Source organism: Arthrobacter arabinosi (assembly GCF_054511115.1).
This window is the reverse complement of the sequence record NZ_JBTNDF010000003.1, coordinates 241694-254591: the sequence shown is the minus strand read 5'-3', so window position 1 is coordinate 254591 and position 12898 is coordinate 241694. Positions and strand designations below refer to the sequence as shown.

The 12898-nt window shown below is 69.6% G+C and carries 12 protein-coding genes; 8 read left to right on the top strand and 4 right to left on the bottom strand.

Translation table 11 applies throughout. From position 1 onward, the window contains the following. Positions 1 to 43: 43 nt before the first annotated feature. Positions 44 to 607 (bottom strand): GNAT family N-acetyltransferase, encoded by a 564-nt coding sequence (locus ACX80P_RS09125; RefSeq protein WP_459277752.1) that lies wholly within the window; start codon positions 605 to 607, stop codon positions 44 to 46. Between the two features lie 122 nt (positions 608 to 729). Further along, a complete protein-coding gene (locus ACX80P_RS09120) occupies positions 730 to 1401 on the bottom strand; it encodes a TetR/AcrR family transcriptional regulator (RefSeq protein ID WP_459277751.1) in 672 nt (223 codons plus the stop codon). A 134-nt stretch (positions 1402 to 1535) separates the two neighbouring features. On the opposite strand from ACX80P_RS09120, the gene ACX80P_RS09115 reads away from it, so the two are divergent. From ACX80P_RS09115 to ACX80P_RS09095, 5 genes are all read left to right on the top strand, one after another. Further along, positions 1536 to 2945 (top strand): flavin monoamine oxidase family protein, encoded by a 1410-nt coding sequence (locus ACX80P_RS09115; RefSeq protein WP_459277750.1) that lies wholly within the window; start codon positions 1536 to 1538, stop codon positions 2943 to 2945. A 2-nt stretch (positions 2946 to 2947) separates the two neighbouring features. Continuing rightward, complete coding sequence (locus ACX80P_RS09110; RefSeq protein WP_459278189.1) at positions 2948 to 3838, top strand: universal stress protein; 891 nt, start codon at positions 2948 to 2950, stop codon at positions 3836 to 3838. Beyond that, positions 3835 to 5355: an APC family permease gene (locus tag ACX80P_RS09105; protein ID WP_459277749.1), complete on the top strand. Its 1521-nt coding sequence runs from the start codon at positions 3835 to 3837 to the stop codon at positions 5353 to 5355. Before ACX80P_RS09110 ends, ACX80P_RS09105 begins: the two co-directional genes overlap by 4 nt. An 86-nt stretch (positions 5356 to 5441) precedes the next feature. Further along, positions 5442 to 6284, top strand: coding sequence for a universal stress protein (locus ACX80P_RS09100; protein ID WP_459277748.1), 843 nt, complete (start codon positions 5442 to 5444; stop codon positions 6282 to 6284). A gap of 132 nt (positions 6285 to 6416) precedes the next feature. Then, entirely contained in the window at positions 6417 to 6992 is a 576-nt protein-coding gene (locus ACX80P_RS09095) for a MarR family winged helix-turn-helix transcriptional regulator (protein ID WP_459277747.1), read from the top strand. Here the strand turns inward: ACX80P_RS09095 and ACX80P_RS09090 are convergent. Continuing rightward, positions 6961 to 7203: a hypothetical protein gene (locus tag ACX80P_RS09090; protein ID WP_459277745.1), complete on the bottom strand. Its 243-nt coding sequence runs from the start codon at positions 7201 to 7203 to the stop codon at positions 6961 to 6963. The genes ACX80P_RS09095 and ACX80P_RS09090 overlap by 32 nt on opposite strands. A gap of 282 nt (positions 7204 to 7485) precedes the next feature. On the opposite strand from ACX80P_RS09090, the gene ACX80P_RS09085 reads away from it, so the two are divergent. After that, positions 7486 to 9048, top strand: coding sequence for an APC family permease (locus tag ACX80P_RS09085; RefSeq protein ID WP_459277744.1), 1563 nt, complete (start codon positions 7486 to 7488; stop codon positions 9046 to 9048). Then, positions 9048 to 10268, top strand: a complete 1221-nt coding sequence (locus tag ACX80P_RS09080; protein WP_459277743.1) for a saccharopine dehydrogenase family protein — start codon at positions 9048 to 9050, stop codon at positions 10266 to 10268. The genes ACX80P_RS09085 and ACX80P_RS09080 overlap by 1 nt, the downstream gene beginning before the upstream one ends. 23 nt (positions 10269 to 10291) lie before the next feature. Here ACX80P_RS09080 and rarD read toward each other — a convergent pair whose 3' ends face one another. Continuing rightward, positions 10292 to 11254, bottom strand: a complete 963-nt coding sequence (rarD, locus tag ACX80P_RS09075; RefSeq protein ID WP_459277742.1) for an EamA family transporter RarD — start codon at positions 11252 to 11254, stop codon at positions 10292 to 10294. A gap of 196 nt (positions 11255 to 11450) precedes the next feature. Between rarD and ACX80P_RS09070 the strand changes: the two genes are divergently transcribed. After that, entirely contained in the window at positions 11451 to 12872 is a 1422-nt protein-coding gene (locus tag ACX80P_RS09070; RefSeq protein WP_459277741.1) for an FAD-dependent oxidoreductase, read from the top strand. Positions 12873 to 12898: the final 26 nt, after the last annotated feature.

The following is a 12898-nucleotide window of genomic DNA, read 5'->3' as shown; positions in this document are numbered from 1 at the left end:
CCCTGCAGCACTGCTGCAGGGCCTCTTCCGTGCGCTCGGGTGATCAGCCGACCGGGATGAGGGCCCGGAACTGGGGGTTCTCCGCCAGGAAGGCCCGCGCGTGCCCGCAGTCGGGGACGGGCGCGAGGCGGCGGCGGTGCGCGTTCAGGAGTGCGGCGCGGACGAGGACCGGTTCCAGTCCCAGGCGACGGTGCTCGGGCCCGACGACGGTCTGCAGCAGGCGGAGCCGACCGGCGCGCAGGTCGTACTTCACGTAGCCGACCATGGTGCCGTCGTGGAACAGCTCGAAGCGCGAGGCTACCGGGTTGTCGCGGAACTTCTCGCGGAGCTGTTCGGTCTCCGAGCGGTCGGCGGCACGGGACTCGCGGTCGACGATGGCCGCGACGACCGCCTCGTAATCGTCCAGCACGCCGTAGACCGGGAAGTCGGTGTCCAGTGCCCGGTAGAGCTCATTGGACAGGATGCGCAGCTCGCGGGTGGAGACGACCGACAGGTCGCGGGGGACGTCGGGGGTCCCGGACCCGGCGGGGGAGTCCGGGGCGTCGAAGGCGTCGGCATCCGCCCCGCGGTAGGAGCCGGAGGTCGGGGGAAGAGGGGCAACGGACATGGCATGCCTCAGAACTATCGGGAGTGATGGAGGCCGTTGCTTGACCTTTCACGTACCGTAGCAGCAACTTCGGGATCCGTAAAGCTAGGCTGTTTAGCAATCAGCTCTCTGAGGACCGGGTGTCACGGGGAGTAGGCGGCGAGTTGCTCGCGGAGGCCCGCGATCATGCCGTCGAGCCCGGCCCGGAAGGCGGCATCCGCGGCCCGCCCGGCGCCTGCCGCCGCGGAAGCGCTCTGCACCGCGGCCGTGAAGACCGGGAACTGGCCCGCGAGCGTGCCGGAGTCGAAGATGTCGCCCGGTGCAGCGACGTCGAGCGCCGATCCGTAGATGAAGGACTCGAGTGCGACGATCGCGGGGACGATGCGTTCCTCGGGCCAGCCCGCTGCGGCGAAGCCGCGGGCCACCTCCTCGTACATGCGCAGCGTCTCGGCGGCGTCGGTCACGGGAAGGACGGCGATGATCGGGACCAGGGGTGCATGCCGTGCGAAGACCTCGCGGTAGGACCAGGCCCACTGCCGTACCGCCTCGTCCCACGGCTCGACGGCGAACCCGCTGAAGTCGACCATCGTCATGACGTGGTCCTGGACCCACCGGAGCACCTCCTGCTTGGAGGCGGCGTGGTTGTACAGGGCGGAGGGTGCCACCCGGAGGCGGCGGGCGAGGGCGGACATCGTCAGTCCCGCGTAACCTTCGGCGGCGATGAGGTCGAGCGCTGCCGCCGTGATGCGGTCCCTGGACAGGACGCTGCGCGGTGGGCGGCCGGCGCGCCGCGGGGTCGGCGTTGCTGAAGTCATCGATCCTGCTCCCTGTTGCGATGGCGTTAACCCTACGGGCGGCCCTTCCCTCTCCGGGCGCCCGTGGCTATAGTAGGCCCAATAATGAATACCATTCATTTTGTGGCCTGCGTCATGCAGCCTAGGAGGATCACGTGAACATCATCGAACGCGACGTCGTCATCATCGGAGCCGGCCCGTCCGGCCTCACGGCCGCCCGCGAGCTGAGGAGGGCAGGCCACTCGGTCGCCGTGCTCGAGGCGCGTGACCGCGTCGGCGGACGCACCCACACGGACGTCATCGACGGCGCCGTCTTCGAGGTCGGCGGACAATGGGTGTCGCCGGACCAGACCGCGCTCATCGGCCTCCTCCACGAACTGGGCATGCAGACGTTCTCCCGGTACCGGGAGGGCGACTCCGTGTACATCGGGCCCGACGGTGAGCCCATCCGCTACAGCGGCGAGATGTTCCCCGTCAGCGACTACACGCGCGAGGAGATGGAGCGCCTCATCGTGATCCTCGACCGCCTCGTCGACGAGGCCGGGCCCGAAGCGCCGTGGAACCACCCCGACGCCCGCGCCCTGGACACCATCTCCTTCCACCACTGGCTCCGGCAGCAGTCCGACGACGAGGAGGCCTGCGACAACATCGGCCTGTTCATCGCGGGCGGCATGCTGACGAAGCCTGCGCACTCGTTCTCGACGCTGCAGGCCATCCTCATGGCCGCGACCGCCGGATCCTTCTCGAACCTCGTGGACGAGGACTTCATCCTCGACAAGCGCGTGGTCGGGGGCATGCAGTCGGTGTCGGAGCGCATGGCGGCGGACCTGGGGGAGGACGTCATCCTCTCGAGTCCGGTCCGCACGCTCCGCTGGAGCGGCCTGGACGGCCCGGACGCCGAGGGGGTCACGGTCGTCTCCGATACGACGACGGTGCAGGCGCGGTACGCCGTCGTCGCCGTCCCGCCGAACCTCTACTCCCGCATCAGCTACGACCCGCCGCTGCCGCGCCGCCAGCACCAGATGCACCAGCACCAGTCGCTGGGCCTCGTGATCAAGGTCCACGCCGTCTACGCCACGCCGTTCTGGCGCGAGGACGGGCTCTCGGGGACCGGCTTCAGCGCAGGCTCGATCGTCCAGGAGGTCTACGACAACACGAACTTCGAGGACCCCCGCGGCACCCTGGTGGCATTCGTCTCCGACGAGAAGGCCGACGCCATGTTCGAGTTGGCTCCGCACGAGCGCCGCGAGCGCATCCTCTCGTCGATCGCGAACTTCCTCGGTCCGCAGGCGCTGGAGCCGGAGGTGTACTACGAGTCGGACTGGGCGTCGGAGGAGTGGACGCGTGGCGCGTACGCCTCGAGCTACGACCTCGGCGGGCTGCACCGCTACGGCCGCGACCAGCGCACGCCGGTGGGGCCCATCCACTGGTCCTGCTCCGATATCGCGGCCGAGGGCTACCAGCACGTCGACGGCGCCATCCGGATGGGGCAGCGGACCGCGGTCGAGATCCACCGCGCACTGTCCGCCGGGGTGCAGCCCGCCGCGACCGGTCGGGGGGCGTGAGCATGCGCTACGTCGTCGGATACACCGCTGACGAGCGCGGGCACGACGCCGTCTGCCTCGCCGTCGCGCTCGCGCGCCGCCAGGGGGCGAGCCTCGACCTCGTCCTCGTCACACCCCAGCATTCCCCCTACGCGGGGATCCATCAGCGGGGCAAGGGTTTCGAGAGCCTCCTGACGGAGCAGCTGCAGGAGTGGATGGACCAGGGCCTCGCCCTGGTCCCCGAGGACGTCCCCGCGCGCGGCGTGGTGGTGCGTGCCGAATCCAATGCGGAGGGCCTCATCCGGGCGGCCGAGGACACCGAGGCGTCCCTGATCGTGATCGGCGCCAGCTCCCGCGGCCTCGCCAACCGGTTCAACATCGGCAACGTGGCCCGGAGCCTCCTGCACGCCTCTCCCGTCCCCGTGGCGCTCGCGCCCAAGTCCTACCGCCGCACCGATCCCGTCACGCGCCTGACCTGCGCGGTCGGCAACCGGGCCGGTGCGGACGACGTCGTCGCCGTCGCCGTCGCCTCCGCGCAGCGCCGCGGACTCCCGCTGCGCCTCGTGTCCCTCGTCGCGCTCGACGCCGGGCACGCGGACGCCGAGGGTGCGGAGGACGAGGCCAACCGGCGGCTCGCCGAGGCAGCCTCGGCCCTCGCCGCCGGCGGGCGGGTGAGCGTCGAGACGGCGCACGGCTCCTCCATCGAGGACGCCATCGAGGCCCTGGCCTGGGACGAGGGAGAGGTGCTGCTGGTGGGGTCCAGCCGCCTCGCGCAGCACATGCGCATCTTCCTCGGCTCCACGGCGAACAAGATCCTGCGTACGCTGACCATCCCCATGGTCGTCGTCCCGCGTACGTACGCAACGCCCGGCACCACCGGCCCGGGCGCCCCAACCGTGGAGGCGGACGCATGAGTATCGAGGAGACAACACAGAAAGGGACAGGGCTCAGCAGGAAGGGCCTTGATGCCGGAACCGTCGGCCTGATGGGTGCCGTCGTCATCGGGGTGTCCTGCGTGGCCCCCGCGTACACCCTGACCGCGGCCCTCGGGCCCACGGTCGCCGAGGTCGGGGTGAACCTCCCGGCCATCTTCCTGGTGGGCTTCATCCCCATGCTCCTGGTGGCCCTCGGCTACCGGGAGCTCAACAGTTCGATGCCGGACTCCGGCACCACCTTCACGTGGGCCACCCGCGCCTTCGGGCCGTGGGTCGGCTGGATGGGCGGGTGGGGGCTCATCGCCGCCACCGTGATCGTGCTCTCCAACCTGGCCGCCGTCGCCGTCGACTTCTTCTACCTGATGCTCGCCCAGGTGTTCAACAACCCGGGGATCGCCGACCTCACGCTCAACCTGCCCGTGAACATCGCGACGACCCTCGTCTTCATCGCGCTCGCCTGTTACGTCTCCTACCGCGGCATGGAGGCCACCAAGGCCGTCCAGTACGTGCTGGTGACGTTCCAGGTCGTCGTCCTCGCCTGGTTCGCGATCGCCGCGTTCATCCACGTGGCCAACGGCACGGCCTTCGATGCCACGCCGATCAGCGCCGAGTGGTTCAACCCGTTCGCGGTCGGGTCCTTCTCCGCCTTCGCGGCGGGGGTCTCGCTGTCCATCTTCATCTACTGGGGCTGGGACGTGACGCTCACGATGAACGAGGAGACCCGGAACCCGGAGAAGACCCCGGGCCGTGCGGGCGCGCTGACCGTCGTCGTCATCGTGGTCATCTACCTGACCATCGCGCTCGCGACCCTCTCCTTCGCGGGCGTGGGCGAGGGGGAACTCGGCGCCGGCAACCCGGACAACCAGGAGAGCATGTTCGCCGTGCTGGCAGGTCCTGTCATGGGCCCGTTCGCCATCCTGATGTCGATCGCCGTCCTCAGCTCCTCCGCAGCGTCGCTGCAGTCCACGTTCGTCTCCCCGGCCCGCACCCTGCTCGCCATGGGCCACTACAGGGCCCTGCCGAAGGGATACGGACGCATCAGCCCGCAGTACAAGTCGCCGAGCTACGCCACCATCGCCGCGGCGATCGCTGCCGCTGCCTTCTACGTGTTCACGCGCCTGGTGTCCGAGAACGCGCTCTGGGACACCATCACGGCGCTCGGCCTGATGATCTGCTTCTACTACGGCATCACCGCCCTCGCGTGCGTCTGGTACTTCCGGGCCCAGGCGTTCAGCAGCACCAGGAACACCATGTTCCGCTTCCTCGCGCCGCTGCTCGGCGGGGTCATCCTGCTGGTCATGTTCTTCAAGACCGCCGTCGACTCCATGGATCCCGAGTACGGCTCCGGCTCCGAACTGTTCGGCATCGGCATGGTGTTCATCCTCGGAGTCGGCGTGATCCTGCTCGGCGCCGTGCTCATGCTCGTCTGGTGGCGCATCAACCCGTCGTTCTTCCGCCAGGAAGTGATCACGCAGGGCTCGGCCCCGAGGCGATAGCGGGACCGCCGGGGGCGCTGCGCTAGAGTGAACCGACTCCGCGGCGCTCCCGAAGGCCGCGCCGCCTTCGAGGAAGAGGAACCACCGTGCGTTACGTCGTGGGTTACACCGGGAACGACCGCGGGCAGGACGCCCTGGAGCTGGCGACGTCGCTCGCCCTCACGCAGTCGGCGGCCATCGACCTCGTCACCGTCCTCGACTGGCCCCAGGACGGCAGCGTCGCACCGGGCCGCCAGCGCGTCCAGGACGCCCTCGACCGCGCGGCCGCCACGGTTACCGGCGGCGTCGAGGTCACCACGCACGTGCGGCTCGCCGACTCGTTCGCGCAGGGGCTCCTCGAGGTGGCGGCCGAGGTCCGTGCCGGGCTGATCGTCGTCGGGGCGTCCAGCAACGGCCTCCTCCGGCGGTTCACCGTCGGCAGCGTCGCCAACGCCGTCCTCCACAGCTCCGGCGTCCCGGTGGCGCTCGCGCCGCGTGGGTACCGGCACCGCGCCGCATTCACCCGGATGACCGCGGCTGTCGGCACGCGGGCCGGGGCGGAGGGCGTGCTCGACGTCGCCGTCGAGTCCGCGGCACGGCGGGGCCTCCCGCTGCGGCTGATCTCCCTCGTCGCTCTGGACGTCCATGAGGCGTCCGACTCCGGCGAGGCCATCAACAAGGCCCACCGGCACGCACACTCGGTGCTGGCACGCGCCGTCGAGCAGCTGCCCCCGGGCCACGAAGCCTCGATCGCCGTGGCCCACGGCCGGACCATCGAGCAGGCCATCGACGAGATCGAATGGGATCCCGGGGAGCTCGTCATCGTGGGGTCGAGCCGTCTCGCGGAGCGCCACCGGATCTTCCTCGGCGCCACCGCCAACCAGATGCTCCGGGCACTGCCGGTGCCCATGGTCGTGGTCCCGCGGGACTGGGTGCGCTCACCGCTCTGATCCCCGCGCGCCCCGGCACCGTCCCGGCCCGACCGTTCCGGCGCCCGGGTCGTTGCCCCCGGCGATGCGTCATGACGCGTAATGCTGGTGAATCAGGGTCGGATCGGCTCCTGTCCGGCCTACGATGCGGCGATGGAAGGACACCACGACGTCCCCGCTCGGGATCCGATCACACCCGTTCCCCGCGAGGGCGGGCGTGGCGCGGCGCTCGACGTCGTGGAGGACGGGGCCGCCTCGATGTGCCGTAGCGAGCAGCGGGTCTGCTGGGCGCTTGCACGGGCCATCGACCCGGCGATGGAACCGGCGGCCTACAGCGTCCTGTGCGCCGTCCGCATCGCCGGCTCCTGCCGGGTCACGGACCTCGCGGCCAACCTCGGCATGAGCGCTTCGGCCGTGAGCGGGCACGTCACGGCACTTCAGCGGCTCGGGCTCGTGGAGCGCGGTGCCGCCCGAGACGACGAACGGTCGCATCCGGTGTCCCTGACGCCCGAGGGGCTCCGGCGCATCGACGAGGCACGCGCCCGCCGGCGGCGGAGCTTCCGGCGGCAGCTCGAGGGCTGGAACCGGACCGACGTCGTCGACCTGGCAGGTCTGCTGACACGCTTCAATGCGGCCTACCTCGGGGGTGCGGACGGGCCCTGGCCCGAGGGCCGCGCCGCCCCGGACGCGGGCGGCCTCAGGACCGGATCGTCCGGACCAGGGCGATGACGCGGTCGATCGTCGCGGGGTCGGTCCCCGCGGGCATCGCGCCCGTGCCCGTCGGGGCGGCGTCGAAGTAGATCCCGTCGCCCGGCAGCAGCACGAGGTGCACCATGTCCTCATGGCCCATGGCGTCCATCAGGACTCCGAACCGCCGCGTGCGGCACCGCGCCAGCAGTTCGTTCGCTTCGGGGTGGGAGCCCGGTGCCAGCCGCCTCACCGCCGGGTTGCACCGCTCCAGGGGCTGCGGACGTCGAGCGGGCTCGTGACGTAGTAGGCGGCCGCCCTCGGACACCCGCCCGGAGCGCGATCGCGTCGAGGGTCGCGCCCCGCCCCTCCGTGGGGAGGATGTCCTCGTGGGCGTCGATCAGGCGCTGCACGGTCGTCGGAGGGTGGCCATGATCCCGCAGCCCGGGACCTTCAGGTCATACCGACTGGTCGGTATAGTGACGCGTGCCACGTGGCGTGGTGGACCCGGTCCCTGTCAGAGATGAGGCACCCCATGAACGCGATCCCGTCCCGGACAACCGCTTCCGGCGACGGCGCGGCGGGTCCCGGCAAAGGCCTCGCGGCCGGCACGCTGGGGCTGTGGGCATCCGTGGTGATCGGCATGGCGTCGACCGCCCCCGTCTATTCGCTGGTGGCGACCCTCGGCTTCGTGGTCCTCGCCGTGGGGGCCCAGACACCGATCGCGTTCATCCTCGCGTTCATCCCCATGCTGTTCATCGCCTTCGCCTACCGTGAACTGAACCAGGCCGTCCCCGACTGCGGGACCTCCTTCACCTGGGCCACCAAGGCGTTCGGCCCCTGGGTGGGCTGGATGGCCGGCTGGGGGGTCGCCGTCGCCGGCATCATCGTCCTGGCGAATCTCGCGCAGATCAGCGGTCTCTACCTCTGGCTGCTCGTGGGCGACGGATCCCTCGCCGGGAATCCGCTGCTGGTCACGATCACTGGTGTCGTCTTCATCGCCCTCATGACCCTCGTCAGCTACCGCGGGGTCGAGATCGGCGCCAGGCTGCAGAACGTGCTGCTCGGCATCCAGTACCTGGCGCTGGCCCTGTTCGTGGTCGCCGCCCTCGTCTCGGTGGCGACGGGGACGGCGGAGAACGCCACCCCCGTGTCCCTCGCCTGGTTCAACCCCTTCGCCTTCGAGAGTGTCGAGGGCTTCACCGAGTCGATCCTCCTGGCCCTGTTCATCTACTGGGGCTGGGATGCGTGCCTGGCCCTGAACGAGGAGACGAAGGACCCGCGGCGCACCCCGGGGCGCGCGGCCCTCGTGTCGACGGTCCTGCTCCTCATCACGTACGTGGGCGTGAGCGTCGCGGCGATGATGTACGCCGGCGTGGGGGACGAGGGTATCGGCCTCGGGAACGAGGCGAACTCCGAGGACGTCTTCCTGGCACTGAAGGACGCCGTGCTGGGCCCGTGGGCGTGGCTGCTGGTTGTCGCTGTCCTCGTCTCCGCCGTCTCCTCCACCCAGACGACCATCCTCCCCACCGCGCGCGGCACGCTCTCCATGGCCGTCTACCAGGCGCTCCCGGCCCGCTTCGGCGTGGTGCACCCCCGCTTCAGGACCCCTTCGTTCTCGACCCTGGTGATGGGGATCTCCGCGATCGCCTACTACGTGGTCATGACCGTCATCAGCGAGAACATCCTGGCGGACTCCATCCTCTCGCTCGGCCTGGCCATCGCCTTCTACTACGCCATCACCGGCTATGCCTGCGTCTGGTACTTCCGGCGCGAACTGTTCACTTCACGCCACAACGTGGTCTTCCGGTTCCTGCTGCCGCTGCTCGGCGCGGTGATGCTCACGGCGGCGTTCATCAGATCCGCCGTCGACATGGCCGACGTCGACTACGGCTACAGCGTGCTGCTGGGCATCGGCGGTACCTTCGTGACCGGCATCGGCTCGCTCGCGCTGGGGCTCGTGCTTATGGTGCTCTGGCGGACCCGCACGGGCTCGTTGCCCTTCTTTCGCGGCCGGAGCCTGAACGAGGACACCCCGGTCCTGGTCCCGGACGCGCCCGTCACCTCCAGGCGTTCGATCGACGGAGGGCTCTTGTGATGCGCATCCTCATCGTCGGGGCCGGTGGAGTCGGCTCCGCCGCCGCCCGGATCGCGGTCCGCCGGTCCTTCTTCGAACTGCTCGTGATCGCCGACTACGACCCCACGCGTCCCCAGCGCCTCGTCGAGGAACTGCGGGACCCCCGGCTGCTCGCCGCGCAGGTCGACGCCTCGTCCGCGGACGCCGTCGCCGCCGTCGTGCGCGCGCACGGGATCACCCACGTGCTGAACGCCGTCGACCCACGGTTCGTGATGCCCATCTTCACCGGCTGCTTCGACGCCGGCGCCACCTACCTCGACATGGCGATGAGCCTCTCCTCCCGGCATCCCGACCACCCGTACGAGAAGACCGGGGTCATGCTCGGCGACCTGCAGTTCGAGGCGGCCGGGCGCTGGTCGGATGCGGGACGGCTCGCGCTGGTGGGCATCGGCGTGGAACCGGGACTGTCCGACGTCTTCGCCCGGTACGCCGAGGACGAGCTGTTCTCCTCCATCGACGAGCTCGGCGTCCGCGACGGCGCCGACCTGACCGTGGAGGGCTACGACTTCGCGCCGTCGTTCTCCATCTGGACCACCATCGAGGAGTGCCTGAACCCGCCCGTGGTCTTCGAACGGGACCGCGGCTGGTACACGACCGAGCCCTTCAGCGAGCCCGAGGTGTTCGATTTCCCCGAGGGCATCGGTCCCGTGGAATGCGTGAACGTGGAGCACGAGGAGGTGATCCTCATGCCCCGCTGGACCAACGCGAGGAAGGTGACCTTCAAGTACGGGCTCGGCGAGGAGTTCATCGGAGTCCTGCGGACCCTGCACAGGCTGGGCCTGGACTCCACGGACCCGGTGTCCGTGAAAGGGGTGGCCGTGGCGCCCCGGGACGTCGTGGCAGCCGTGCTGCCTGATCCCGCCACGCTGGGGGACCGCATGACCGGTAAGACCTGCGCGGGGCTCCTCGTCACGGGCATGGGCAGGGACGGCGAACCCCGATCGGTGTACCTCTACCACGTGGTGGACAACCAGTGGTCCATGGCGCAGTACGACTCCCAGGCGGTGGTGTGGCAGACCGCGGTCAACCCGGTGATCGCCCTCGAACTGCTGGCCGCAGGCACATGGCAGGGTTCAGGGGTCCTCGGCCCCGAGGCCTTCGACGCACGGCCCTTCCTGGACCTGCTCGGCGCGGACGCACCCAGGGGCTACGGATCCCCGTGGGGGATACAGGAACGCTGACCCGTACCGGAGACGGGACCTGGTCAGACGGCCGTAGGGGCCGCTTCCTGCACCCGCACGGGCCGCGGCTGGCGGCGCACGGTGATGAGCATGTCCACGGTGAGGAGGATGAGGCCCACCCAGACGAGGCCGAACCCGACCCACCGCTCGAACGGCATCTCCTCGTGGAGGACGAGGAGCGCGAGCAGGAACTGGAGCACGGGCGCGAGGTACTGGAGCAGCCCGATCGTGGTCAGGGGCAGGCGGCGGGCCGCTGCACCGAAGAAGATGAGCGGGACGGCCGTGATGACGCCAGAGGCCGCCATGATCCAGAAATGCCCGGCCCCTTCGGTCGTCAGGGTCGCGGCGTTGGTGGACCCGAGCCACACCATGACGGCGAGGGCGATCGGAGCCAGGACCACCGTCTCGATGCTGAGGCTGGTGATCGCGTCCACGCGGGAGCCGACCTTCTTCTTCGCGAAGCCGTAGAGCCCGAAGGAGAAGGCGAGGGTCAGGGCGATCCAGGGGACCCCGCCGTGCCCGGCGGCCAGCACGATCACCGCGAGGATGCCCATACCGATGGCCGTCCACTGCAGCGGGCGCAGCTTCTCACGAAGCACCACCACACCCAGGAGGACCGAGACGATGGGATTGATGAAGTACCCGAGCGCGGCCTCGATGGCCTGCCCCGTGGTGACGCCGTACGTGTAGACGAGCCAGTTCACGGCGATGAGCAGCGCGGCCACCGTCAGGGTTCCCACGATCCGCGGCGTCCGCAGGGCTGTCAGGACGGGCCGCCATGAGCGCAGGATCGTGAGGAGCAGGGCGCAGAAGATCAGGGACCACAGCACGCGATTGGCCACGATCTCGACGGGACCGGCGGGTGCGAGGATCAGGAAGTACAGCGGCAGCAGGCCCCACAGGCCGTACGCGCCGATGCCGAAGAGGATGCCCGTGGAGTTCTCGCTCCGCGCCGGACGCGCTGTCGTGCCGACTGAAGAGATCACGACGGCGGGAACAGGGCGCTGAGGGTCTTTATTCCCCCGGCCGGCCGATCCGGCACCCGGCCGGGAACGAATACCGGGGGAGATGCGCGCCACTGTTTTCGTCGGCGCTGCCTTGGGCCATTTAGAATAAGGAACTGTGCGCTTATTCGCACCGCGGTAACCATCGGGAGCATTCCACCGGGAAGAAGGACAATCAGTGTCTACCTCAGCTGCGGCACGACCGCTGCGGGTCGCGATCATCGGCGCCGGTCCGGCAGGCGTCTACGCCGCCGACATCCTGACGAAGTCCAACGAGGTCCAGGGGGGCGACTTCGCCGTCAGCATTGATCTCTTCGACCAGTACCCCGCACCTTACGGCCTGATCCGCTACGGGGTCGCCCCCGACCACCCGCGTATCAAGGGCATCGTGAACGCGTTGCACAAGGTGCTGGACCGCGGCGACATCCGTTTCCTCGGCAACGTGAACTACGGCCGGGACCTCACGCTCTCGGACTTCCGGCGTTTCTACGACGCCGTGATCTTCGCGACCGGCGCCATCAAGGATGCAGACCTGGACATCCCGGGCATCGGGCTCCAGGGTTCCTTCGGAGGTGCCGACTTCGTGTCCTGGTACGACGGGCATCCCGACGTGACCCGGGACTGGCCGCTCGAGGCCCGCGAGATCGCCGTGATCGGCAACGGGAACGTAGCCCTCGACGTCGCACGCATCCTGTCGAAGCACGCCGATGACCTCCTGTCCACGGAGATCCCGGACAACGTCTACCAGGGGCTCAAGGCCTCACCCGTGACCGACGTCCACGTCTTCGGCCGGCGAGGACCCGCGCAGGTGAAGTTCACGCCCCTGGAGCTGCGGGAGCTGTCGCACTCGCGCGACGTCGACATCGTCCTCTACCCCGAGGACTTCGACTTCGACGCCGGCTCCGAGGCGCAGATCGCGTCCAACAACCAGACCAAGACCATGGTGAAGACGCTCACCAACTGGCTGGTCGAGGACGAGCCGACGGGGGCCTCGCGCCGCCTCCACCTCCATTTCCTCCATTCGCCCCTGGAGGTCCACGATTCGCCGGAGACTCCGGGCAGGGTCGCCGGGATGCGGTTCGAGCGCACCGAACTGACCGGGGACGGCAGTGTCCGCGGGACCGGCGAGATCGTCGACTACCCCGTCCAGGCCGTGTACCGGGCCATCGGGTACTTCGGGTCGGAGCTGCCCGAGGTGGGCTTCGACGAGAAGCGCGGCGTCATCCCCAACGAGGGGGGACGCGTCATCGACGAGGACGGCATGCCCGTACCCGGCATCTACGCCACCGGCTGGATCAAGCGTGGGCCGGTGGGGCTGATCGGCCACACCAAGGGGGACGCGCTCGAGACCATCGGATACCTCCTGGAGGACCGGCTGAACCTCCCCCCCGCCGAGGACCCGTCGGAGGGGGCCATCATCAGGCTCCTGGAGGAGCGCGGGGTCCGGTACACCACGTGGGAGGGGTGGCTCAAACTGGACGCGCATGAGATGAAATCGGGTGCGAACTTCGTCAACACCTCGGGTAACGCCGAGCTCGTGAGGGAGCGCGTGAAGCTCGTCCCGCGCGAGGACATGGTGGCCATTTCGCGCGGTGAGTAGGGCGGCTACACTGTGACCTGTCCCGC